Source organism: Pseudomonas lactucae (genome assembly GCF_036688725.1).
GTDB classification, from domain to species: Bacteria; Pseudomonadota; Gammaproteobacteria; order Pseudomonadales; family Pseudomonadaceae; genus Aquipseudomonas; species Aquipseudomonas lactucae.
Genome location: NZ_JAQQPT010000024.1, coordinates 66,954 through 90,985, shown reverse-complemented (window position 1 = coordinate 90,985; position 24,032 = coordinate 66,954). Strand labels below are relative to the sequence as shown.

Annotated in this window: 24 protein-coding genes; 17 read left to right on the top strand and 7 right to left on the bottom strand. The window is 61.5% G+C overall.

Going from position 1 to position 24,032, the window contains the following annotated elements:
* Nucleotides 1-58: 58 nt before the first annotated feature.
* The gene (locus V6M90_RS24820) at nt 59-544 is read right to left on the bottom strand and encodes an FKBP-type peptidyl-prolyl cis-trans isomerase (RefSeq protein ID WP_003171645.1); all 486 of its coding nucleotides are present in this window, start codon (nt 542-544) and stop codon (nt 59-61) included.
* Here V6M90_RS24820 and V6M90_RS24815 point away from each other — a divergent pair.
* The 3 genes from V6M90_RS24815 to V6M90_RS24805 are packed head-to-tail and all read left to right on the top strand — an operon-like array spanning nt 513 to nt 3,911.
* Nucleotides 513-851: a DUF3565 domain-containing protein gene (locus tag V6M90_RS24815; protein ID WP_078823208.1), complete on the top strand. Its 339-nt coding sequence runs from the start codon at nt 513-515 to the stop codon at nt 849-851. The genes V6M90_RS24820 and V6M90_RS24815 overlap by 32 nt on opposite strands.
* A 60-nt stretch (nt 852-911) precedes the next feature.
* Nucleotides 912-3,011 carry a phosphate acetyltransferase gene (gene pta / locus V6M90_RS24810; RefSeq protein ID WP_141064327.1) on the top strand — a complete coding sequence of 700 codons (2,100 nt, stop codon included), beginning with the start codon at nt 912-914 and terminating at the stop codon, nt 3,009-3,011.
* Nucleotides 3,012-3,911, top strand: coding sequence for an acyltransferase (locus tag V6M90_RS24805; protein WP_332847283.1), 900 nt, complete (start codon nt 3,012-3,014; stop codon nt 3,909-3,911).
* A 67-nt stretch (nt 3,912-3,978) separates the two neighbouring features.
* Here the strand turns inward: V6M90_RS24805 and cysN are convergent, their stop codons facing one another.
* The 3 genes from cysN to V6M90_RS24790 form a co-directional block, all read right to left on the bottom strand.
* Nucleotides 3,979-5,877, bottom strand: coding sequence for a sulfate adenylyltransferase subunit CysN (gene cysN, locus V6M90_RS24800; RefSeq protein WP_332847282.1), 1,899 nt, complete (start codon nt 5,875-5,877; stop codon nt 3,979-3,981).
* Nucleotides 5,878-5,886: 9 nt separating this feature from the next.
* Nucleotides 5,887-6,804 (bottom strand): sulfate adenylyltransferase subunit CysD, encoded by a 918-nt coding sequence (cysD, locus tag V6M90_RS24795; protein ID WP_003171640.1) that lies wholly within the window; start codon nt 6,802-6,804, stop codon nt 5,887-5,889.
* 173 nt (nt 6,805-6,977) lie between these two features.
* Nucleotides 6,978-7,736, bottom strand: coding sequence for a Nif3-like dinuclear metal center hexameric protein (locus tag V6M90_RS24790; protein ID WP_332847281.1), 759 nt, complete (start codon nt 7,734-7,736; stop codon nt 6,978-6,980).
* Nucleotides 7,737-7,838: 102 nt separating this feature from the next.
* On the opposite strand from V6M90_RS24790, the gene algW reads away from it, so the two are divergent.
* The gene (gene algW, locus V6M90_RS24785) at nt 7,839-8,993 is read left to right on the top strand and encodes a Do family serine endopeptidase AlgW (protein ID WP_003171637.1); all 1,155 of its coding nucleotides are present in this window, start codon (nt 7,839-7,841) and stop codon (nt 8,991-8,993) included.
* Between the two features lie 104 nt (nt 8,994-9,097).
* Complete coding sequence (locus V6M90_RS24780; RefSeq protein WP_305428402.1) at nt 9,098-11,191, top strand: TonB-dependent siderophore receptor; 2,094 nt, start codon at nt 9,098-9,100, stop codon at nt 11,189-11,191.
* Nucleotides 11,192-11,226: 35 nt separating this feature from the next.
* On the opposite strand, the gene hemH is transcribed toward V6M90_RS24780, so the two are convergent.
* Together hemH and V6M90_RS24770 are read right to left on the bottom strand one after the other, a co-directional pair.
* The gene (hemH, locus tag V6M90_RS24775) at nt 11,227-12,252 is read right to left on the bottom strand and encodes a ferrochelatase (protein WP_003171634.1); all 1,026 of its coding nucleotides are present in this window, start codon (nt 12,250-12,252) and stop codon (nt 11,227-11,229) included.
* A gap of 14 nt (nt 12,253-12,266) precedes the next feature.
* Nucleotides 12,267-13,166 carry a TIGR01777 family oxidoreductase gene (locus V6M90_RS24770; RefSeq protein WP_003171632.1) on the bottom strand — a complete coding sequence of 300 codons (900 nt, stop codon included), beginning with the start codon at nt 13,164-13,166 and terminating at the stop codon, nt 12,267-12,269.
* A gap of 213 nt (nt 13,167-13,379) precedes the next feature.
* Here V6M90_RS24770 and V6M90_RS24765 point away from each other — a divergent pair, with 213 nt between their 5' ends.
* From V6M90_RS24765 to V6M90_RS24710, 12 genes are all read left to right on the top strand, one after another.
* Nucleotides 13,380-14,366, top strand: a complete 987-nt coding sequence (locus V6M90_RS24765; RefSeq protein WP_003171630.1) for an NAD(P)/FAD-dependent oxidoreductase — start codon at nt 13,380-13,382, stop codon at nt 14,364-14,366.
* A complete protein-coding gene (locus tag V6M90_RS24760) occupies nt 14,363-14,578 on the top strand; it encodes a TIGR02450 family Trp-rich protein (RefSeq protein ID WP_003171629.1) in 216 nt (71 codons plus the stop codon). Before V6M90_RS24765 ends, V6M90_RS24760 begins: the two co-directional genes overlap by 4 nt.
* 112 nt (nt 14,579-14,690) lie before the next feature.
* Nucleotides 14,691-15,650 carry a YbgA family protein gene (locus tag V6M90_RS24755; RefSeq protein ID WP_003171627.1) on the top strand — a complete coding sequence of 320 codons (960 nt, stop codon included), beginning with the start codon at nt 14,691-14,693 and terminating at the stop codon, nt 15,648-15,650.
* Nucleotides 15,651-15,653: 3 nt separating this feature from the next.
* Nucleotides 15,654-16,583 carry a MerR family transcriptional regulator gene (locus tag V6M90_RS24750; protein ID WP_003171626.1) on the top strand — a complete coding sequence of 310 codons (930 nt, stop codon included), beginning with the start codon at nt 15,654-15,656 and terminating at the stop codon, nt 16,581-16,583.
* Nucleotides 16,583-18,025, top strand: coding sequence for a deoxyribodipyrimidine photo-lyase (gene phrB, locus V6M90_RS24745; protein WP_003171625.1), 1,443 nt, complete (start codon nt 16,583-16,585; stop codon nt 18,023-18,025). Before V6M90_RS24750 ends, phrB begins: the two co-directional genes overlap by 1 nt.
* On the top strand, nt 18,018-18,443 hold the full coding sequence (locus V6M90_RS24740; protein ID WP_141064323.1) for a nuclear transport factor 2 family protein: 426 nt from the start codon (nt 18,018-18,020) through the stop codon (nt 18,441-18,443). Before phrB ends, V6M90_RS24740 begins: the two co-directional genes overlap by 8 nt.
* Nucleotides 18,440-19,222, top strand: a complete 783-nt coding sequence (locus V6M90_RS24735; RefSeq protein ID WP_305428399.1) for an SDR family NAD(P)-dependent oxidoreductase — start codon at nt 18,440-18,442, stop codon at nt 19,220-19,222. Before V6M90_RS24740 ends, V6M90_RS24735 begins: the two co-directional genes overlap by 4 nt.
* A complete protein-coding gene (locus V6M90_RS24730; RefSeq protein WP_141064322.1) occupies nt 19,219-20,466 on the top strand; it encodes an NAD(P)/FAD-dependent oxidoreductase in 1,248 nt (415 codons plus the stop codon). Before V6M90_RS24735 ends, V6M90_RS24730 begins: the two co-directional genes overlap by 4 nt.
* A complete protein-coding gene (locus tag V6M90_RS24725; protein ID WP_332847280.1) occupies nt 20,463-21,272 on the top strand; it encodes a DUF1365 domain-containing protein in 810 nt (269 codons plus the stop codon). The genes V6M90_RS24730 and V6M90_RS24725 overlap by 4 nt, the downstream gene beginning before the upstream one ends.
* Complete coding sequence (locus V6M90_RS24720; RefSeq protein WP_003171617.1) at nt 21,259-22,530, top strand: SAM-dependent methyltransferase; 1,272 nt, start codon at nt 21,259-21,261, stop codon at nt 22,528-22,530. Before V6M90_RS24725 ends, V6M90_RS24720 begins: the two co-directional genes overlap by 14 nt.
* Nucleotides 22,523-23,002 carry a DUF2878 domain-containing protein gene (locus tag V6M90_RS24715; RefSeq protein WP_003171616.1) on the top strand — a complete coding sequence of 160 codons (480 nt, stop codon included), beginning with the start codon at nt 22,523-22,525 and terminating at the stop codon, nt 23,000-23,002. Before V6M90_RS24720 ends, V6M90_RS24715 begins: the two co-directional genes overlap by 8 nt.
* 54 nt (nt 23,003-23,056) lie before the next feature.
* On the top strand, nt 23,057-23,362 hold the full coding sequence (locus V6M90_RS24710; RefSeq protein WP_003171615.1) for a YkgJ family cysteine cluster protein: 306 nt from the start codon (nt 23,057-23,059) through the stop codon (nt 23,360-23,362).
* A gap of 136 nt (nt 23,363-23,498) precedes the next feature.
* Here the strand turns inward: V6M90_RS24710 and V6M90_RS24705 are convergent, their stop codons facing one another.
* Complete coding sequence (locus V6M90_RS24705) at nt 23,499-24,017, bottom strand: acyloxyacyl hydrolase (protein ID WP_003171613.1); 519 nt, start codon at nt 24,015-24,017, stop codon at nt 23,499-23,501.
* Nucleotides 24,018-24,032 lie beyond the last annotated feature (15 nt).

The window sequence follows — 24,032 nt, the reverse complement described above, 5'->3', positions numbered from 1 at the left end:
TAAAAAAACGCCCCGAACCAGTCGGGGCGTTTTTGCTACCACCTGATCAAAATATCAATCAATGGTGGTGACCGCCTTCGCCATGGACGTGGCCGTGAGCCACTTCTTCCTGGGAGGCGTCGCGGATGGCCACGATCTTCACTTGGAAGTTCAGGCGCTGACCCGCCAGCGGGTGGTTGCCGTCGACCGTCACGTCGTCGCCGTCCAGATCGCGGATGGTGACGATCTGCATTTGGCCGTCCGGCGCCGAAGCGTGGAACTGCATGCCCACTTCCAGCTCATCAACACCTTCGAACATGCTACGGCTCAGGGTGCTGACCAGTTCGGCGGAGTATTCGCCGTAGGCATCTTCAGGTTCTACGGCAACGGTCAGTTCATCACCGACTGCTTTGCCTTCCAGCGCCTTTTCCAGGCCTGGGATGATGTTACCTGCGCCTTGCAGGTAGACCAGCGGCGCGCCGCCGGCTGAGCTGTCGATGACCTCACCAGCGTCGTTGGTCAGGGTATAGTCGATGGAGACAGCCTTGTTAGCGGCGATCGTCATGGGGCGAGACCTTTTGCATAAGAATGAAGAACGGACAAGTCTAAACAAGGATTTGCCCGAAAGCGAACAGAACCCGGACAAACGGGACCGACCAACGGTCTCGACGATCACCGGCTTCCATCAGGACGACGACCTTCATTGGGTAGCCGAGCTGTCTTGCGGTCATACCCAGCACCTGCGCCACCAGCCGCCCTGGCAATCGCGCGCCTGGGTGCTCGACCCCGCGCAGCGCCTGGAAAAAATAGGCCAACCCTTCGCCTGTGGCTGGTGTGCGCAGGGGCCGAATAACGATAACCTTGGCGCTTGATTCCCGGTAGGCACTCAGCCATAGAGCGCCACCGAAGCCATGCACCTCAAGAGAATTCGCATGCAGACTTTTTTTATCGCGCCCACCGATTTTGGTGTGGGCCTGACCTCCATCAGCCTTGGGCTGGTGCGTACCCTTGAGCGGGCCGGGCTGAAAGTCGGCTTTTTCAAGCCGATTGCCCAGCCGCACCCCGGCGACACCGGCCCCGAACGCTCCACCGAACTGGTGGCACGCACCCACGGCCTCAAACCGCCGCAGCCCTTGGGCCTGGCCCATGTCGAGCGGATGCTCGGCGACGGCCAGCTCGACGAATTGCTCGAAGAAATCATCATGCTGTATCAGCAGGCCGCGGTGGGCAAGGATGTGCTGATCGTCGAAGGCATGGTGCCGACGCGCAGCGCCAGCTATGCGGCACGGGTCAACCTGCACTTGGCCAAGAGCCTGGACGCCGAGGTGATCCTGGTCTCGGCGCCGGAAAACGAAGTGCTCACCGAACTCTCCGGCCGCGTGGAATTGCAGGCGCAACTGTTCGGCGGCCCTAAAGATCCGAAAGTCCTCGGCGTGATCCTTAACAAGGTGCGCACCGAAGAGAGCATGGAAGCCTTCTCGGCGCGCCTTAAAGAACATTCGCCGCTGTTGCGCAGTGGGGATTTCCGCCTGCTCGGCTGTATTCCCTACCAACCGGAACTCAATGCGCCACGCACCCGCGACGTGGCCGACCTGATGAGCGCGCAGATCCTCAACGCCGGCGACTATGAAACCCGGCGCATGACCAAAATCATCATCTGCGCGCGCACCATGCGCAACACTGTGGAGCTGCTCAAGCCCGGCGTGCTGGTGGTAACTCCCGGCGACCGCGACGATATCATCCTCGCCGTCAGCCTGGCCGCGATCAACGGCGTCCCCCTGGCCGGCCTGCTGCTGACCAGCGATACCCTGCCCGACCCGCGCATCATGGAGCTGTGCCGCGGCGCGTTCCAGGCTGGGTTGCCGGTTCTGTCGGTGAGCACCGGCTCTTACGAGACCGCCAATCTGCTCAACAACCTGAACAAGGAAATCCCGATCGACGACCGCGAGCGGGCCGAGATCATCACCGATTTCGTCGCCAGCCACCTCGACGCGCGCTGGCTGCACCAGCGGTGCGGCACGCCACGGGAAATGCGCCTGTCGCCGGCGGTGTTCCGCTATCAGTTGATCCAGCGCGCCCAGGCCGCCAACAAACGCATCGTACTGCCCGAAGGCAGCGAACCGCTGACCGTACAGGCTGCCGCCATCTGCCAGGCCCGGGGCATTGCCCGTTGTGTGCTGCTGGCCAAACCCGAGGATGTGCAAGCGGTGGCCCGCGCTCAGGGCATCGAGTTGCCTGAAGGCCTGGAAATCCTCGACCCGGACCTGATCCGCCAGCGCTATGTCGAGCCAATGGTGGCGCTGCGCAAGAGCAAGAGCCTCAACGCGCCGATGGCCGAGCAGCAACTGGAAGACACCGTGGTGATCGCCACCATGATGCTCGCGCTGGATGAAGTCGACGGTCTGGTGTCCGGGGTTATCCACTCCACCGCCAATACCATCCGCCCAGCCCTGCAACTGATTAAAACGGCGCCGGGCTGCACGCTGGTGTCGTCGGTGTTCTTCATGCTGTTCCCCGAGCAGGTGCTGGTGTATGGCGACTGCGTGATGAACCCGCACCCGAGCGCCGCGGAGCTCGCGGAAATCGCCCTGCAAAGCGCCGATTCGGCGTCGGCGTTCGGCATCACCCCGCGCGTGGCGATGATCAGCTATTCCAGCGGTGATTCGGCCAGTGGCGAGGAAGTGGAGAAAGTCCGCGAAGCCACCCTGCTCGCCCATGAACAGCAAAGCTCGCTGCTGATCGACGGCCCGCTGCAATACGACGCCGCCGCCAACGAACATGTGGCGCGGCAGTTGGCCCCCAACAGCCTGGTCGCCGGCAAGGCCACGGTGTTCGTGTTCCCCGACCTGAACACCGGCAACACCACCCACAAAGCCGTGCAACGCAGCGCCGATTGCGTAAGCCTGGGGCCGATGCTCCAGGGGCTGCGCAAACCGGTCAACGACCTGCCGCGCGGCGCGCAGGTGGACGACATCGTGTACACCATCGCCCTGACCGCGATCCAAGCCGCCAACCGACCTATGGATATCTAAATGCTGGATTTTCTACCTGCCGCCGTGCGCGGGGTAATCGCATCGCTGTTGTTGGCGCTGAACACGATCCTGTTGTGTTCGTTCCTGTTTATCGTCGCGCTGTTCAAGGCGCTGCCGTTTGCCAAACGCTTCAGCGAATGGCTGATGAATCACACTCACGAAGCCTGGGTGACCAACAACAAAGGCTGGATGAACCTGGTGCAACGCACTCGCTGGCACCTCAAAGGCCTTGAGGGCCTGGACTATCAGCACTCATACCTGGTGACCAGCAACCACCAGAGCTGGGTCGACATCATGGTGCTGCAATACGTGCTCAACCGCCGTATTCGCCCGCTGAAGTTCTTTCTCAAGCAGGAGCTGATCTGGGTCCCGGTGATTGGCCTGGCCTGGTGGGCGCTGGGCTTTCCGTTCATGAAGCGCTACACCAAGGCTTATCTGGAGAAGCACCCGGAGAAGAAGGGCAAGGACCTGGAAACTACGCGCAAGACCTGTGCGAAGTTTCGCGACAACCCGGTAGGCATCTTTAACTTTGCCGAAGGCACGCGGTTTACGCCGGGTAAGCACGCCCAACAGAACTCGCCGTTCCGTTATCTGCTCAAGCCAAAGGCCGGCGGTATCGCGTTTGTGCTGGATGCCATGGGGGAGCAGCTCAAATCACTGGTGAACGTGACCATTCACTACCCCGGCGGACGTCCAGGGTATTGGGATTTGCTCTGCGGCAAGGTGAAGGACGTGGTGGTGCAGTTTGAAGAGGTGCAGATTCCGGCTGAGTTTATCGGCAAGAACTATGAGCAGGATTCTGAGTACAGGCTGGCGTTCCAAGGCTGGATCAACCGTTTGTGGGAAGAGAAGGATCAGTTACTGGAAAAACTGCACACCGATTTCCCAGACAAAAGATGATCAAAATGTGGGAGGGGCGGTGCGACGATTCGACTTGCGCCCCTCCCACATTTGACCGCCGCGAGTGTTAGATCGCGCCGCGCTGACGCAACAGCTCCAGCACTTGCTTGACGCTTTCTTCCAGCGACAGGGCCTGGGTGTCGATTACCAGATCGGCATTCAACGGCACGTCGTACGGGAAGGATTCACCCGGAATGTTATCCCCGCCGGCAGCGTACAGACCTTGCGGATCACGCTCGGCACACACCAGCGGCGACGCCTGCACATACACGGTCAGCAGACGATCGGCACCAATCAGCGCCTTGGCCTGCTCACGGCCTTCGGCATCCGGGGCGACGAACGCGGCCAGGGTCAGCAGGCCCGCTTCGTTGAACTGACGCGCGACGTGAGCCGCACGACGCCAGTTCTCGGTGCGGCCGGCACGGTCCTGGGCCAAGCCTTTGTTCAGGTCGTGACGCAGGTTCTGGCCATCCAGGATGAACACCGCGCGGCCCATGTCGAACAGCTTGCGCTCAACCGCATAGGCCAGGGTGCTCTTGCCGGCACCCGACAAACCACTGAACAACACGGTGGCCGGCTGCTGACCGAAACGCTGGGCGCGCTCCTCGGTGGCGACATGGGCCAACTGGCCGTGATGCGCCGCACTGCCATGGGACACTGGCGACGCGATGATCATACCGGCGGCCACGGTGCCATTGGTCAAACGGTCGATGACGATAAACGCACCGGTGGTGCGGTTGCTGTCATAACCGTCCAGGGCGATGGCGGCGTCGAGGCTGACCTTGACCCGGCCGATCTCGTTCAACTGCAGCGAACTCGCCGGACCTTCGGCCAGGGTGTTCACGTCCACGCGATGCACGATGCTGGTGATGGAGCCCGGCACGTAGCTGGTGGCGCGCTTGATGTCGTATTTCTTGCCCGGCAACATCGGTTCTTCGGCCATCCACACCAGCATGGCGTCAAAGGCGTCGGTCACCTGCGGCACGTTGTCGGCATGTACCAGCAGGTCGCCACGGGAGATGTCGATCTCGTCTTCCATGGTCAGGGTCACGGCCTGGCCTGGGCCGGCGTGCTCCAGCTCACCGTCGAAGGTGACGATGGATTTGACGCGGCTGCTCTTGCCCGACGGCAATACCACGACTTCGTCGCCCTTGTGCACGATGCCGCTGGCCAGGGTGCCGGCAAAACCACGGAAGTTCAGGTTCGGACGGTTGACGTACTGCACTGGGAAACGCAGGTCGGTGTAGTTGCGGTCGTTGGCGATCTCGACGGTTTCGAGGATCTCCATCAGCGACTGGCCGGTGTACCAAGGCGAACGCTCGCTCTTGTTCACCACGTTGTCGCCCTTGAGCGCCGACATCGGCACGAACGCCATGGTGCTCGGCTTGAAGGCGATGCCTTCGGCGAACTTCAGGTAATCGGCCTTGATCGACTCGAACACGCTTTGGTCGAAGCCATTGATGTCCATCTTGTTGACGGCAATCACGATGTGCTTGATGCCCAGCAACGAGGCGATATAGCTGTGGCGACGGGTCTGGGTCTGCACGCCGTAGCGGGCGTCGATCAGGATGATCGCCAGGTCACAGGTGGACGCACCGGTGGCCATGTTACGGGTGTACTGCTCATGGCCGGGGGTGTCGGCGATGATGAATTTGCGCTTGGCGGTGGAGAAGTAGCGGTAGGCAACATCAATGGTAATGCCCTGCTCACGCTCGGCCTGCAGGCCGTCGACCAGCAACGCCAGGTCGATATCATCGCCCGTGGTGCCGGATTTTTTCGAATCACGGGTGATGGCTTCCAGGTGATCTTCGTAGATCATCTTGGAGTCGTGCAGCAGGCGCCCGATCAGGGTGCTCTTGCCGTCGTCGACATTGCCGCAGGTCAGAAAGCGCAACATCTCTTTGCGCTCGTGCTGGCCCAGGTAGGCGAGGATGTCCTCGCTGATCAAATCAGATACGTGCGACATGACAGCCCCTTAGAAATAGCCTTGACGTTTTTTATCTTCCATCGAGCCTGCGCCATCGTGGTCGATGACACGGCCCTGGCGCTCGGAAGTTCGCGTCAGGAGCATTTCCTGAATGATGTCCGTCAGCGTCTCGGCTTCGGACTCCACCGCGCCCGTCAATGGGTAGCAGCCAAGGGTGCGGAAACGTACTTTCTTTTTGACGATACGGGCTTTGTCTTCGTCGGACAGGTGTTCGAGGATGCGGTCGTCGTCGATCATGATCAACGTGCCGTTCTTCTCGATCACATCGCGCTCGGCGGCAAAGTACAGCGGCACAATCGGGATGCCTTCGAGGTAGATGTACTGCCAGATGTCCAGCTCTGTCCAGTTGGACAGCGGGAACACACGGATCGACTCACCCTTGTTGACGTTGCCGTTGTAGACGTTCCACAGCTCCGGGCGCTGGTTCTTCGGGTCCCAGCGGTGTTTGCTGTCACGGAACGAGTACACGCGCTCTTTGGCGCGGGACTTCTCTTCATCGCGACGGGCACCGCCGAAGGCGGCGTCGAAACCATGCTTGTCCAAGGCCTGCTTGAGGCCTTCGGTCTTCATGATGTCGGTGTGCTTGGCGCTGCCGTGGGTGAACGGGTTGATGTTCTGCGCCACGCCATCGGGGTTGATGTGGGTTATCAGGTCCAGGCCCAGCTCTTCGACCATTTTGTCGCGGAACTTGTACATCTCCTGGAATTTCCAGCGGGTGTCGACGTGCATCACCGGGAACGGCAACTTGCCCGGGAAGAAGGCCTTGCGTGCCAGATGCAGCATCACGGCGGAGTCTTTACCGATCGAGTAGAGCATCACCGGGTTGTCGAACTCGGCGGCGACCTCGCGGATGATGTGGATGCTTTCCGCCTCCAGCTGTTTCAGATGCGTCAGTTTGTCGACCATGGTTACTCACGGAAAAACGATCTTATGGACGGCCAAGCGGGCCGTGTTCGAGCGGGGCATGCTAGCACAGCACCTGCTTCTATTCAGGGAGCTGGCTAGATCGAAACGGTATATGAATATGCCCCTGAGTTTGGCCTGCAATGCAGGCAAGCCCCCTCCCAGATTGGGGTTAATTAGATCGGGTTGGGGCAGTCGATGAATAAATGCTCCAGGGCAAAGCGCCGGGCCAGGTAATCGCCCAGCGCCTGCACGCCGTAGCGCTCGGTAGCGTGATGGCCGGCGGCGATAAAGCTGATGTCATTTTCGCGGGCGCTGTGGAAGGTTTGCTCGGAGGCTTCACCACTGAGGAACAGGTCGACGCCGGCGGCAATCGCGTCGTCGATATAACCCTGGCCACCGCCGGTGCACCAGCCGACGCGGCGGATCATCTCGCTGCCTTCGATCAACAGCGGCTCACGCCCCATGACGTCCTGTACACGGCGGGCAAAATCGCGCGGCGACAGGGGCTCGGCGAGCGAGCCGACCAGGCCGACGATCTTGGGGTTGCCTGGGTCCAGCGGGCCTTCGACGGTGATATCCAATTGGCGGGCCAGTTGCACGTTATTGCCGACGTCGGGGTGCAGGTCCAGCGGCAGGTGGTAGGCCAGCAAACTGATGTCGTGCTTGAGCAACGTTTTCAGGCGGCGTTGCTTCATGCCGGTGATGCAGGGGCTTTCGCCTTTCCAGAAATAGCCATGGTGCACCAGGATCAGATCGGCCTCGGCTTCGACAGCGGCGTCCAGCAGGGCCTGGCTTGCGGTCACGCCGCTGACGATGCGCATCACCTGCGGACGACCTTCGACCTGCAGGCCATTGGGGCAATAATCGGCAATTTTTGCGCTGGCGAGGTAGCGGTCCGCTTCCTCAACGAGGGTGGTCAGGGGGACGGCCATAAAAGACTCCTAAATATCCGGTTCCGAGGTGCTCGCAGCCTCGTATAATGCGCGACATTATGGGCGCTCTCCCGCCCCCTGCAACCTGTCAGGACTTACTTGATGCTCAAGGCACTGCGTTTTTTTGGATGGCCATTGTTGGCTGGCGTGCTGATCGCGATGCTGATTATTCAGCGTTTCCCACAGTGGGTGGGCTTACCAAGCCTTGATGTATACCTGCAACAGGCCCCGCAAACCACTACGGTGGTACAAGGCCCGGTGACCTACGCGGATGCGGTGGTCATCGCCGCGCCGGCCGTGGTCAACCTGTACACCACCAAAGTTATCAACAAACCGGCGCACCCGTTGTTTGAAGACCCGCAGTTCCGCCGCTATTTCGGCGACAACGGTCCCAAGCAGCGACGCATGGAGTCCAGCCTGGGTTCCGGCGTGATCATGAGCCCTGAAGGCTACATCCTCACCAACAACCACGTAACCACCGGCGCCGACCAGATCGTGGTGGCCCTGCGCGACGGCCGCGAAACCCTGGCCCGCGTGGTGGGCAGCGATCCGGAAACCGACCTGGCCGTGTTGAAAATCGACTTGAAGAACCTGCCATCCATTACCCTCGGCCGCTCCGATGGCTTGCGGGTAGGTGACGTGGCGCTGGCCATCGGCAACCCGTTTGGCGTGGGCCAGACCGTCACCATGGGCATCATCAGCGCCACCGGGCGTAATCAGCTGGGGCTAAATAGCTACGAAGATTTCATCCAGACCGACGCCGCGATCAACCCCGGCAACTCCGGCGGCGCGCTGGTGGATGCCAATGGCAACCTGACCGGCATCAATACGGCGATTTTTTCCAAGTCAGGCGGCTCCCAGGGCATCGGTTTTGCCATCCCGGTGAAGCTGGCGATGGAGGTGATGAAGTCGATCATCGAGCACGGCCAGGTGATTCGCGGCTGGCTGGGGATCGAAGTCCAGCCGTTGACCAAGGAATTGGCCGAGTCGTTTGGCCTGACCGGGCGTCCTGGCATCGTGGTCGCAGGGATCTTCCGCGACGGTCCGGCGCAGAAAGCCGGTCTGCAACTGGGGGATGTGATCCTCAACATCAACGGCGAACCGGCCGGCGACGGACGCAAATCAATGAACCAGGTGGCACGGATCAAGCCAAGCGACAAGGTGGCGATCCTGGTGATGCGCAACGGTAAAGAGATCAAATTGTCAGCGGAAATCGGCCTGCGTCCGCCGCCGGCACCGGTGAAAGAAGAGGAATAAGCCGCGGTTCCAGGTGCTCCTGTGCGGGCACCTTATATTTCAAGGCAATTCATTCTCATTAGACATGTTATATTGTTTCAATATCGACATTGGAACGCTCTATCATGCCGTCTCGAAGAATTGCCCCCTTGGCTGGCCTTGCCCTGGGTTTGCTGCTGGACCCCGCCTTCGCCGAAGAAAACACCCTGGAACTCGATACCATCAGCGTCACCTCCGACGCTTATGAGTCCGCGACAGGCCCGGTCAACGGCTACCGCGCCACCCGCTCGGCCAGCGCGACAAAAACCGACACGGCTCTGCGCGATATCCCACAATCCATCAGCGTGATTCCCGCCACGGTACTCAAGGACCTGGGCAGTACCAATGTGGAACGCGCCCTGGAATTTGCCGGCGGCGTGTCCAAGCAAAACAACTTCGGCGGCCTGACACTCTACGAATACAGCGTGCGTGGCTTCACCACCTCGGAGTTCTACCAGGACGGTTTCAGCGCCAACCGGGGCTACCCGAGCACGCCGGATGCGGCCAATATCGAGCGCATCGAAGTGCTCAAAGGCCCCGCCGCCAGCTTGTATGGGCGTGGCGATCCGGGCGGCACGGTGAATATCGTCACCAAGAAGCCCCAGCCGCAAGCCTTCACCACCCTGCAAACCAGTGCCGGTAGCTGGGACCGCTATCGCACCGCCCTCGACGTCAACACACCGCTGGACGCCGAGGGCAATGTGCTGTCACGGGTCAACCTGGCCGTGGAAGACAACCACAGCTTCCGCGATCACGTGCAGAGCAAACGTGTGTTCGTCGCGCCCTCGTTCAGTTGGCAACTGGACCCGGACACTCACCTGCTGGTGGAAAGCGAATTCGTGCGCCACAGCTCCACCTTTGATCGCGGCATCGTCGACGCCCCCGGCGTATCCCGCTCCACCTTCCTTGGCGAACCCAACGACGGCGACATCGACAACCACAACAACCGCATCCAGGCCACGCTGGAACATCACCTTAACGACGCCTGGAAACTGCGCCTGGCCAGCCACTACAAACAGGGCAGCCTGTGGGGCGACGCTTCGGAAAACCGTGCACTGAACGCAGACGGCCACACCCTCAACCGCCGCTACCGCGAACGCTCCACGGGCTGGCATGACAGCATCACGCAACTGGAACTGCGCGGCCTGTTTGATATCGGCAGTTGGCAGCACGAACTGCTGGTGGGTACCGAATACGAGGATTACCGCAAGAAGGAACGCGTAACCGCGATCGCGGGCAGCTACCCCATTGACCTCTACAACCCAGTCTATGGCCAGCCCAAGCCCAACGGCGCGCGCTCCGGCACCGACTTCTTCGAACAGACCAAAAGCCACGCGCTGAACCTGCAGGACCAGATTGTCTTCACCGAGCGCCTGCGTGGCATGGTCGGCGCGCGCCTGGAGCACTTCGAACAAAGCACCGACGATTTCACCCGCAACCACGCCAAGAGCCGACAAACCCACGACGCCCTCACCCAGCGCGCCGGCTTGCTTTACCAGCTCACGCCCGAAATCGGCGTGTTCGCCAATGCCTCGACCTCGTTCAAGCCCAACAGTGGCCTGGACGCGACCGGCAACACCTTCAAGCCCGAAGAAGGCGTGGGTTATGAGGTGGGGATCAAGAGCGAGCTGTTCGACGACCGCCTCAGCACCACCCTCGCCGCGTTCCATATCGAAAAGGAAAACGTACTGGCGCTGGATCCCGCCACCAACACCAACCGTGCCATGGGCAAGGCGCGCAGCCAGGGCGTTGACCTGCAACTGACCGGGCAACTCACCGACGCAGTACGTGTGATCGGCGCCTTCGCCTACATCGACGCCGAAGTGACCAAGGGGGACAAAACCATTCCAACGGGCAGCCGCATCCTCGGCGTGGCCAAGCGCAGCGGCAGTCTGTTGGGCGTGTATGAATTCCAGGATGGCGCGTTGCGCGGTTCAGACCTGGGCGCGGCGTTCACCTATGTGGGCGACCGCTCGGGCGAAGCAGGCGGCAGCTTTGAACTGCCGGCCTACCACACCGTGGACTTACTGGCTCATTACAAGGCCACCGAAAACGTGACCGTGGGCCTGAACCTCAACAACCTGTTTGATGAAAAATACTACGAGCGGTCCTACAGCAATTACTGGGTCAACCCCGGTGAACCGCGCAACTTCACGGTCAGCCTGACCCTCAATCTGTAACACGGATCAAAATGTGGGAGGGGCGCCAGGCTCAATTACAGTGAAAGAGGCGCTCTTTCACACAGCGTATTGAGCGCCACCGCCCACTGCGGGTCATCATTCAAGCACGGCACCAACACCAACTCCTCGCCCCCCGCCTCACGGAACTGCTCACGACCACGATCGCCGATTTCCTCCAGGGTCTCGATGCAGTCGGCAACAAACGCCGGGCACATTACCAGCAGCTTTTTCACGCCTTGCCGAGCCAGTGCGTCCAGGCGCGCCTCGGTGTAGGGTTCGATCCACTTCGCACGGCCCAGGCGCGATTGGAAGGCCACCGACCATTTACCGTCCGGCAAGCCCAGACGCTTGGCAACGTCACGCGCAACGCTGAAGCATTGCGCCCGGTAGCATTTGGCAAGCACCTCGGCAGAGGCGTTCTTGCAGCAGTCGGCGTCCTTGAAACAATGCTGGCCGGTCGGGTCGAGCTTCGTCAGATGGCGCTCGGGCAAGCCGTGGAAACTCAGCAGCAAATGATCGTAATCCTGCTCGACGTACGACCGTGCGCTCGCCGCCAGGGCATCGAGGTATTCCGGCTGGTCGTAGAACGGCTGCAGGATCGAGAACTGCACAGGCAGTTTTTTCTCTTGCACCACGCGGCGCGCCTCTTCGATCACCGTGGTCACGGTGCTGTCGGCAAATTGCGGATACAACGGCGCCAAGGTGACTTTCTGAATACCCTGTGCGGCCAGGCGGGTGAGCGTGGTTTCCAGCGACGGCTCGCCGTAACGCATCGCCAACTCCACGGGCCCCTGGGTCCATCGAGTGGTCATCTGCTGTTGCAAGCGGCGACTGAGCACCACCAGCGGCGAGCCCTCGTCCCACCAGATCGATGCATAGGCATGGGCCGACTGCTCGGGGCGCTTGATCAGGATCAGCGACACCAGCAGGCGCCGCACCGGCCATGGCAGGTCAATCACGTAAGGGTCCATCAAAAACTGATTCAGGTAGCTGCGTACATCGGCCACCGAAGTGGACGCCGGTGAACCCAGGTTGACCAGTAACAACGCGTGATCCGTCATGCAACATCCTATGGCTAGAGGCGGCTGGACAAGTCGTCCAAGGCCGCACGCAACTCAGTGAACTGGAAAGTGAAACCGGCGGCCAGCAAGCGCTCGGGCACCGCCTTCTGCCCGCCCAGCAATAAACCGGACAACTCCCCCAAGCCAACCTTCAGCGCAAACGCCGGCATGGGCATGAACGCGGGGCGGTGCAACACCTGGCCCAGGGTCCTGGCGAACTCGCGGTTACGCACCGGGTGTGGCGCGCAGGCATTATAAGGACCGCTGGCATCATCCTTGTGCAGAAGAAAATCAATCAGGGCGATTTGATCCTTGATATGCACCCACGGCATCCACTGCCGACCCGTGCCTATCGGCCCGCCCAGCGCCAGTTTGAACGGCAGCAACAGCCGCGACAAAAAGCCGCCCTCGGCCGCCAGCACCAGGCCGGTACGCACCATCACCACACGCATCCCCAGGGCTTCGGCGCGCTGGGCGGTTTCTTCCCAGGCGATGCAGAGCTGGCTAGGGAAATCGTCCAGCACCGGGCCGCTGGCTTCGGTCAATTCACGCTCGCCGCCGTCGCCGTACCAACCCACCGCAGAACCGGAGATCAAAACCGCCGGTTTCTGTGCAAGGCCTTCCAGCCATGCCAACAGGGTTTCGGTGAGCCCGATACGGCTGCTCCACAACAACGCCTTGCGTTTGTGCGTCCAGGGGCGGTCGGCAATCGGCGCGCCGGCGAGGTTGACCACCGCATCCACCGTCCCGATCACTTCGCGCAGCTCGCCGATGCCAAGCACCTGGGCACCGCAGAGCCTGGCGACTGTTTCGGGGCGGCGGCTCCAGACCGTCAGGCGATGGCCCTGGGCGAGCCAGTGTTGGCAGAGCTGGCGACCGATCAAACCGGTACCGCCGGTCAGCAAAATATGCATGGGACACTCCTCATGTAACGTTCGCCGCCGATCACTGGTCTATTTTAATAAGCAGGGATCAATTTAATAATCGGGCGTAACGTTGGTTTTAGCCTTAGCTTTAACCATAGGTCACGCCACACGATCAGGTACGCCAAAACTTATACCAAAAAACGATATTGTACAGCTATTGGTGTCGGCGTAGTCTGTACCCAACGGTAAACGAGGCCTCCCATGACTGTCCCCATCGCGATCATCGGTACCGGCATCGCCGGTCTCTCCGCCGCCCGAGCGTTACAAGAAGCCGGGCACGTCGTACAACTTTTCGATAAAAGCCGCGGCAGTGGTGGCCGCATGTCCAGCAAGCGCAGTGATGCCGGCGCACTCGACATGGGCGCGCAATATTTCACTGCCCGCGACCGGCGCTTCGTCAACGAGGTGCAACGCTGGCAAAGCAACGGCTGGGCCGAGCAATGGAAGCCCCAGCTGTACAATTTCAAATCCGGCCAACTCACACCCTCTCCCGATGAGCAAATCCGCTGGGTCGGCACGCCGCGCATGAGCGCCATCACCCGCGCCCTGCTCGACGACCTGCCGGTCGAGTTCGGCTGCCGCATCACCGACGTATTCCAAGGCACGCAACATTGGAACCTGCTCGATGCCGACGGCGGGCATCACGGGCCCTTCAGCCATGTGGTCATTGCCACGCCGGCGCCGCAGGCCACCACGCTGCTGGCCGCCGCGCCGAAACTGGCGAGTGCCGCCGCCGGGGTGAAAATGGACCCCACCTGGGCCATCGCGCTGGCCTTCGACAAACCGCTGGAAACGCCCATGGAGGGCTGCTTCGTGCAAGACAGCCCGCTCGACTGGCTGGCGCGCAACCGCAGCAAGCCCGGACGCGACACCGCTCTGGACACGTGGGTACTGCACGCCACCAGCACCTGGAGCAAGGCGCACCTGGACCTGTCCAAGGAGGCCGTGATCGAACACCTGCACGGCGCTTTCGCCGAGCTGCTGCACAGCGCCATGCCCGCGCCGTCGTTCAGCCTGGCGCACCGCTGGCTCTATGCGCGACCGGCCAACGCCCATGAGTTTGGCGTACTCGCCGACGCCGACCTGGGCCTATATGTGTGCGGCGACTGGTGCCTGTCCGGTCGAGTCGAAGGCGCGTGGCTCAGCGGCCAGGAAGCGGCGCGACGTTTGATCGAGCACCTGCAATGAATCGCATCAACCCGGCCAAGCTGCTGCTGTCGAAATGGACAGCCACGTCCCCGCAAAACAAAGAAAAACACTTTCTCGTCACGGAACTGTTTCGTGACGAGGAAAACACGGTACTGGAAATCGAACTGCAGGCTGTCATGACCCTTCGCACTGAGCGTATGGCGTGGCAAACCCTGCAAAACCCCGACTGCTGGAAAATGGGCTGGAAATAATCTGGCCGCAAAAACCTGTACAAATAATTTGACTTGTACAGCATCAAACCTATGATGCAATTAGTTGTACAGCCCCTTAAACCTGTACAGGAATTTTTGCAGAGGTTTGCCCATGTCCAGCACCGCAAAACCCAAGATCGGTATCAGCGCCTGCCTGCTGGGTGAGAATGTGCGGTTCAATGGCGGGCACAAACAATCGCTGTTGTGCAGCCAGACGCTCGCCGAGTATTTCGACTTCGTGCCACTGTGCCCCGAAGTCGCCATCGGCCTGGGCATCCCTCGCGAAACCATCCGCCTGGTGGGCGACCCCGTCCAACCGCAGGCGGTCGGCACCGTGCACCGTGAACTCAACGTCACCCAGCCGCTGGATGAATACGGCCAACAGATGGCACTTGAGCACACCGATCTGTGCGGTTACATCTTCATGCAGAAGTCGCCGTCGTGCGGCCTGGAGCGGGTCAAGGTCTACCGCGAAAACGGCGCCCCTGTGGATGGCGGTGGGCGTGGCATCTATGCCCAGGCGTTTTGCGCGCGCCACCCCAACCTGCCAGTGGAAGAAGACGGCCGGCTGAATGACCCGGTGCTGCGGGAAAATTTCCTCACTCGCGTGTTCGTGTATGCCAGCTGGCAACAGTTGCTGGCAGAAGGACTTACCCGTCACCGCCTGCTGGCCTTTCATTCCCGTTACAAATACCTGCTGATGGCCCACAGCCCGGCGCACTATAAAAGCCTCGGCCACGTACTGGGCGGCATGGACAAAAGCACCGACCTTGAAGCACTGGCCTCCTGCTACTTCAGCGACTTGATGACCGGCCTTACAAAGTGCGCCACACGCGGCACTCACACCAATGTGCTGCAACACATCAGCGGCTACCTCAAGCAAGCCATCAGCGCCGACGACAAGCAGGAAATGCAAACCGTGATCGGCCAGTACCGCCACGGTATCGTGCCGCTGGTGGTGCCGTTGACGCTGCTCAAGCATCACTTTCGCCAACACCCGGACCGCTACATCGCGCAGCAGGCGTACCTGCAGCCGCACCCGGAAAACCTCAGCCTGCGCAATGCGATCTAGACCATGAAGCCTGCCCCGCAAGACGAACCCGGCGAAGACATCGCCCAAGCCCTCCAGGATGGCTGGCTGCCGATCCGTGAAGTGGCGCGCCAGACCGGCGTCAACGCCGTGACCCTGCGCGCATGGGAACGCCGCTATGGCCTGGTCGTGCCGCAGCGCACGCCCAAGGGCCATCGGCTGTTCAGCGCCGAACATGTGCAACGTATCCATGCCATCCTCACCTGGCTCAACCGTGGCGTGCCGGTCAGCCAGGTCAGAGCCCTGATCGACTCGGCCCAGGCCAGCCCCGACGCCGTCGAAAATGAATGGCACGCCCTGCGCCAGACCTTGGTCACCGCCATCAGCGAACTGGCCGAGCGCCGGGTCGACGACGCCTTCAACCAGGCCATGGCGCTGTATCCGCCGCGCACCCTCTGCGAGCAACTGCTGCTGCCGTTGATCAACGAGCTTGAACAGCGTTGGCAAGGCCAGTTCGGAGCGCAAATGGAACGGGTGTTTTTCCTGTCCTGGCTGCGCAGCAAGTTCGGTGCGCGCATTTACCACAACAATCGCCAATTGCAGGGCACGCCATTGCTGCTGGTCAACCAGTCCGACCTGCCCCTGGAGCCGCACCTGTGGCTCAGCGCCTGGCTGGCCAGCAGCGCCGATTGCCCGGTGGAAGTCTTCGACTGGCCATTGCCCGCCGGCGAACTTGCCCTGGCGGTGGAGCACCTGCAACCGCGCGCGGTGCTGCTGTATTCGAGCAAGGCCCTGAACCTGCCGGCGTTGAACAAACTGCTGGGCGGCATCGACTGCCCAACCGTGCTGGTCGGGCCCGCGGTGTGCATCCACCAGACCGAGTTGGCCGTGTTAACCCATGACATCCCGCAATTGTTCGTCGCCGAAGATGCGTTGGCGGCCCACCAGCAACTGATCCAGCGTGGACTCCTGTAATGCATCTGATCTGGCTGCGCACCGACCTGCGCCTTCACGACAACACCGCCCTGGCCGCCGCGAGCCAGCGCGGCCCGGTAGCGGCCGTGTACCTGATCACGCCCGAGCAGTGGCGGGCCCATGACGATGCGCCGTGCAAAGTGGATTTCTGGCTGCGCAACCTGCAACGACTGAGCCTGGCCCTCGGCGAGTTGAACATTCCCCTGCTGATCCGCAGCGCTGCAACCTGGCAGCAGGTGCCCGCCGTAGTCAGCGAACTGTGCCGGGAACTGTCAGTGAAGTCGGTGCACGTCAACGAGGAATACGGCATCCACGAAAACCGTCGCGATGCGGCGGTAGCCCAGCAATTGGAAGCCTGCGGCGTGACTTTCCACCGCTATCTGGACCAACTGCTTTTCCAGCCGGGCAGCGTGCTGACCAAGACCGGCACCTATTTCCAGGTGTTCAGCCAGTTCCGCAAGGTCTGTTATTCGCGCCTGCACAGCGCCTTGCCGCGCATCGTGGCCACGCCCAAGGCCCAGCAAAAACTAGCCTTCAACAGTGACCCGGTACCGCAAACCGTCGACGGCTTCGAACCACCGAGCGACTGCCTGCGCGCGCTGTGGCCCGCAGGTGAAGACGAAGCCCGGCGGCGCCTGGACGCGTTTGCCGAGCAGCAGATCAGCTACTACAAAGACGAACGCGACTTCCCCGCCAAACCCGGCACCAGCCAGCTGTCGGCGTATCTCGCCGCCGGCGTGGTTTCGCCGCGCCAGTGCCTGCATGCCGCGCTGCAAAGCAACCAGGGTGAGTTCGAAAGCGGCGACATCGGCACTATCACCTGGATCAACGAACTGCTCTGGCGCGAGTTCTACAAACACATTCTGGTGGGCTACCCGCGGGTGTCGCGCCACCGTGCGTTCCGCCCCGAAACCGAGGCCGTGGCCTGGCGCCATGCGCCCAAGGACCTGGCGGCCTGGCAAGAAGCGCGCACCGGCCTGCCGATCATCGATGCCGCGATGCGCCAATTGCTGGAAACCGGCTGGATGCACAACCGCCTGCGCATGGTGGTGGCGATGTTCCTCACCAAGAACCTGCTGATCGACTGGCGCGAAGGCGAGCGCTTTTTCATGCGCCACCTGATCGACGGCGATCTGGCGGCCAACAACGGTGGCTGGCAGTGGAGTTCGTCCACCGGCACCGATTCGGCGCCGTACTTCCGGATTTTCAGCCCCTTGAGCCAATCGGAAAAATTCGACAGCGACGGCGTGTTCATCAAGCACTGGCTACCGGAGCTGGCCGCGTTGAATAAAAAGGACGTCCACAACCCCGAAGCGGTCGGCGGGCTGTTTGGCATGGCGGATTACCCGCGCGCCATCGTCGACTTGAAAAAATCCCGCGAGCGCGCATTGGCCGCCTTCCGCAGCCTGCCTTCACGCCAGGAGGTGGCCGAGCATGAGTGATTTCCTGCCGCGCTTCGCGCACACCTTCGCCACGCTGGACAAGCACAACCTGCGCCTGCTCGACAGCCTGTACAGCCGGGACATCGCGTTCACCGACCCGCTGCACGCGTTACACGGCCTGAACGCGCTGCACGGTTATTTCGAATCGTTGTACAGCAACGTCACACAGCTACGTTTCGATTTTCATGGCTTCGATCAGGTTGCCGAAGGCGAAGGCTACCTGCGCTGGAAAATGAGTTTTTGCCACCCACGCCTGGCCAACGGCCAAGTCATCCGGGTGGAGGGCTGCTCGCACCTGATGTGGCGCGACAACAAGGTGTACCACCATCGCGACTACTTCGATGCGGGCGCCCTGCTCTACGAACATTTGCCGGTATTGGGCCGGGTCGTCCGTTGGCTGAAAAGGAGAATGGGATGAACGCAACGTCGCCCCGCCGTTATTGGCTGACCGGCGCCAGCAGTGGCATCGGTGCCGCCCTGGCCGTGGAATTGCTCGACAGCGGTGCCCATGTGGCGCTGAGCTCGCGGTCGCGGGAGCCGCTTGAAGCCCTCGCCCAACGCTACCCCGGCCAAGTGCTGGTGGTGGCCGGCGACTTGACCAACAGCCAGACCGTGCGTGAAATCGGCGAGCAGATCCAGACCGCCTGGGGCGCGCTGGACACGGTGATCCTGAATGCCGGCACCTGCGAATACGTGGATGCGCGGCAGTTCGATGCCTCGATCATCGAGCATGTGGTGCGCACCAACCTGCTGGCCAGCAGTTATTGCATCGAAGCGGCGCTGCCGTTGTTACGCGCAGGGCTTACCCCGCATTTGGTGGGGGTCGCCAGCGCGGTGACCTACCTGCCGATGCCCCGCGCCGAAGCTTATGGCGCGTCCAAGGCCGGCCTGCGCTACCTGTTCGAATCCCTGCGCATCAGCCTGTCGCCGGAGAACATCGACGTCACCGTGATCAGCCCAGGCTTTGTCGACACCCCGCTGACCGAGCGCAATGATTTCCCGATGCCCCTGAGCTGGCCGGCCGACAAAGCCGCTCGGCACATCTTCGCCAAGCTGGAGAAACGTCCGCTGGAAATCGCCTTCCCCGCGATGTTCATCGCCACCCTGTGGCCGCTGTCGAAACTGCCCAACCGCGCCCAACTGATCATCGGCAAACGCATGCTGCGCAGCCCGCCGCCGAAGAAGGACGACCTGTGAAGATCGCCATCATCGGCAGCGGCATCGCCGGGCTTACCAGCGCCTATCTGCTTGATCGCCAGCACGACATCACGCTGTTTGAAGCGGGTGACCGCATCGGCGGGCATACCCATACGGTCAATGTCACGGTGGAAGGCAAAAGCTACGCGGTGGACACCGGTTTTATCGTGTTCAACGACTGGACCTACCCCAACTTTATCCGCCTGCTGGGGCAGATTGGCGTGCGATTCAAACCCACCGAGATGAGCTTTTCGGTGTGCGACGAAAGCACGCGGTTCGAGTACAACGGCAATAACCTCAACAGCCTGTTCGCCCAGCGGCGCAATATTCTGTCGCCAGGGTTCTGGGGCATGTTGCGCGACATTCTACGTTTTAACCGCGAGGCGCCAAGGGACTTGCAGGAGCAACGCATCAACGCCGAGATGACCCTGGGCGACTACCTCGCCGCCGGCGGTTACGGCGAGCGGTTTGTGCGGCATTACATCGTGCCGATGGGCGCGGCGATCTGGTCGATGTCCCTGGCGGACATGCTGGGTTTCCCGTTGCAGTTTTTTGTGCGTTTTTTCAAGAACCACGGTTTGCTGTCGGTGAACAACCGCCCGCAATGGTGCGTGATCGAAGGTGGCTCCTCCCGCTATATCGAGCCGCTGACACGCAGCTTTCGCCAGCATATCCGCCTCAATTGTCCCGTACACCGGGTGGAGCGCAACGCCGACGGCGTGATTATCCACAGCGCCGCCGGCACCGAGGCCTTCGACAAGGTGGTGTTCGCCTGCCATAGCGACCAGGCACTGGCGTTGCTCGTCGACCCGAGCCAGGCCGAACAGGAAATCCTCGGTGCCCTGCCCTACGCCGACAACGACGTGGTGCTGCACACCGACACCCGCCTGTTGCCCGACCGCAAACTGGCCTGGGCCAGCTGGAATTACCGACTGGGCAGCCATACGCAGACCCAGGCGGCCGTGACCTACGACATGAACATCCTGCAAGGCATCGACAGCGCCACCACGTTTTGCGTCAGCCTCAACCAGACGGCGATGATCAACCCGCTGAAAGTCCTGGCGCGCTATACCTACGCCCACCCGCAATACAGCCTGGCGGCGGTGGCCGCGCAAAGCCGTTGGGAAGAATTGGCCGGCGCACAACACACCTTTTATTGCGGCGCGTATTGGGCCAACGGTTTCCATGAAGACGGCGTAGTCAGCGCCTTGCGCGTGGCCCAGGCGTTTGGGGAAGCCCTGTGAACAGCGCCTTGTACAGCGGCTGGATCGCCCATCGTCGGTTTGCGCCCAAGGCTCACGCCTTTCGCTACCGCATCGGCCTGCTGTACCTGGATTTGAGCGAAGAAGACGCCGTGCTTGGGCTGTCCCCTCTGGCCGGACGCAGCCTGTTCGCGCCTTTCGGCTTTCGCCAGCAGGATTACCTGCGTGAATTGACGCGCCATGGCATGAGTTTGAGCGATGCCGTGCGCCAGGAAGTCGGCAAGGCCCTGGGCCATACACCCCAGGGCGTTATCTGCCTGCTGACCCAGGCCCGCAGTTGGGGCCTGGCTTTTAATCCGGTGAGTTTCTTCTACTGCTTCGAGGCCGATGGGCAACTGGCCGCGATCCTGTGTGAAGTGACCAACACCCCATGGCGTGAGCGCTACCACTATGTGCTGCCGGCCCAAGCCTTGGGCGCCGACGAGCACCAACACTTCGCCGTAGCCAAGGCTTTTCATGTGTCGCCGTTTTTACCCCGCGACCTGGAATACCGCATGAGTTTCAGCCCGCCCGCTGCGCGACTTGGCGTGCACATGGCCGACTGGCAGGGCGAACTGAAAGTCTTCGACGCCACCCTGAGCCTGCAAAAAGAAGCATTGAATCGCGCCAGCCTGCATCGCTATTTGCGGCATTTCCCGTGGATGACCGCCAAGACCTGCCTGGCGATTTACTGGCAGGCCCTGCGTCTGCTGCTCAAGCGCACACCGATTTTTTCCCACCGGGCCGCCGATGGCGCCTCTCGCACAGCCGTCGGTTACACCAAGGATCGCCGCCATGAAATCCCCTAGCTTATCGGTCAAGGCCAACCGCCTGAACGTCAACAGTATGACCACCGCGCTGCTGCGCAAAGGTGTGCTGCGTCAACTCAGCCAATTGCGCCACGGGCAGTTGGTGGTGATCGAGGACGGCGAGCGGCAAGTTTTCGGCGCACGGGAAGCGCAGTTGCTGGGAGAAATCCAGATCGTCGATTCGGCAGTCTGGGGGCTGGTGGCGGCCAACGGTTCCATCGGCGCTGGCGAGGCGTTTATCCACGGGTACTGGAGCAGTCCGGACCTGACCGCCGTGGTCCGCGTGATGGTCAGCAACCTCGACGTACTCGACGCGTTGGAGGGTGGCCTGGCGCGCCTGGCTCGGCCACTCACCCAAGGGCTGCACTGGCTGAACCGCAACACGCGCAAGGGCTCGCAGAAAAACATCGCCGCCCACTACGACCTGGGCAACGACCTGTTCGAAGAATTCCTCGACCCGACGATGATGTATTCGGCCGCGCAGTTCTTGAACGCCGACGACACCCTGGAACAAGCGCAACTGAACAAGCTGGAGCGCATCTGCCAGAAGCTCGCCCTCAAACCCACCGACCACCTGCTGGAAATCGGCACCGGCTGGGGCAGCATGGCGCTGTATGCGGCGCAGCATTACGGCTGCAAGGTCACCACCACGACCTTGTCCAAGGAGCAATTCGCCTACACCGAACGGCGCATCGAAGCCTTGGGCTTGCAGGGCCAGGTCACACTGTTGCTGCAGGACTATCGCGATCTGACCGGCCAGTACGACAAGCTGGTGTCCATCGAGATGATCGAAGCGGTGGGGCATCGCTTTCTGCCGACCTACTTCAAGCAATGCGCGCATCTGCTCAAGAGCGACGGCCTGATGCTGCTGCAGGCCATCACCATCCGTGAGCAACGCTTCGAACAGGCCAAAAACAACGTCGACTTCATCCAGCGCTATATCTTCCCCGGCGGCGCCCTGCCCAGTGTGCAGAACATGTTGAACATCGTCAGCCGCGACACCGACATGAACCTGCTGCACATGGAAGACTTCGGCCTGCACTACGCACGCACCCTGCGTCTGTGGCACGAGAACTTTCGCCGCGCCCACGGCCGCCTCGCCCAATTGGGCTACGACGAATACTTCCTGCGCTTGTGGGAGTTCTACCTGTGCTACTGCGAAGGCGGCTTCATGGAGCGCACCATTGGCACCGCGCAGTTATTGCTGGCCAAGCCCTCGGCGATCACCCCGCCGCTGCTGGGGCGTTTCAGTGCTTAAAACCCTGGCCAATGCCGCGCTGTTCCAGTGCGGCTGGTTTGCCTGTGTACTCGGCGGTGACAGCCCATGGCTGCTGGTCGCAGTGGCCGTGCTGATCATCCACCTGCTGTGGATAAGTTCGGCCGCCGAGGACGGTGTATTGATCATCGGCGTCACGCTGGCAGGCACGCTGTTGGATACGCTGCTGCGCAGCCTGGGCGTCTTCCACTTCAGCGAACCGGGGCCGTTGATTCCTTTCTGGTTGATGTTGCTGTGGGCGTTGCTGGCGACCACGCTGCACCATTGCCTGGCCTGGAGCGCCAGGCCCTGGTGGCGCGCGGCGTTGTTGGGCGCTGTCGGCGGGCCGTTGTCCTATTACGCCGGAAGCCAGTTGGCTGGCGTAGAGTTCGGCTACGGGCTGGGGCCGACGATGGCCTTGCTGGCCGTGCTGTGGGCCGGGGTATTCGTCGGGCTTCATCGGCTGGCACGCTGACGTCCGTCAGAGCATTCATACGCATATCCCTGGCTTGCCTTACACTGCGCGCCTATGAACACCATACCCCACACCCAAATCACCGAACCCGCCGTCACTTGCTCAACGTGCGCGGCCTGCTGCTGCCAGCTGGAAGTGATGCTGATCACCGACACCGGCGTGCCGGAGCGCTATATCGACACGGATGATTGGGGCGGCGAAGTGATGCTGCGCCTGGACGACGGCTGGTGCGCGGCGCTGGATCGAGACACGATGATGTGCACGATTTATGAACGGCGGCCGCTGATTTGCCGGGAATTCGAGATGGGTGCACCGGAGTGCCTGGACGAGCGCGAAGGAATCGCCACGGCCTACCGCTGATCTAAAGACTGATGAAGATCAAATGTGGGAGGGGGCTTGCTCCCGATATAGGTGTTTCAGCCAGCAATCCAGTGACTGAACCACCGTTATCGGGAGCAAGCCCTCTCCCACAGGGGACCTGCAGTGTTCTGAGGAATTACAACGGCATGGTGTAGTGCAGCGAGTAGCTCTCTACGCCATCGTTGTTGCTGCTGATCCCGGCATTGGAGTAATGCGTGGCGCGAATGCCCACTTCATGTCCGCCAGTAAACCGAAGGCCGAAACCCAAGCGGTCTTCGAACTGGAAGGCCTGGCCGATGTTGTTGTCTTCCAGTTTGGTGCGGGAAAACACCGCCACCCCGATCCCGGCCTCGATGTAGGGTTTGACCGACTGCCCGGCAAACTCATACACAAAGACCGGCGAGAAGGACAGGCTGCTGGCGCCGGCCCGCTCGTCACCCTCCCAGTAGGTGTAGGCGCCGCTCCAATAGCCGGTCAAACGGCCCACGTCGCTCTGCCACCAGCTTTTATCCCAGTCTGAAGTCAAGCCAAGCCGGTACGTCATGGTGGAGTCGCTGGTGCTTCCCACGCCAAATTCCAGGCCGGCAGCCTGGGCCGAAACCGAGTGTCCCACCACGACGGCCGCAAACGCGGCCAAACAGAACAAGCGCTTCATAAGAAACAGTCCTTT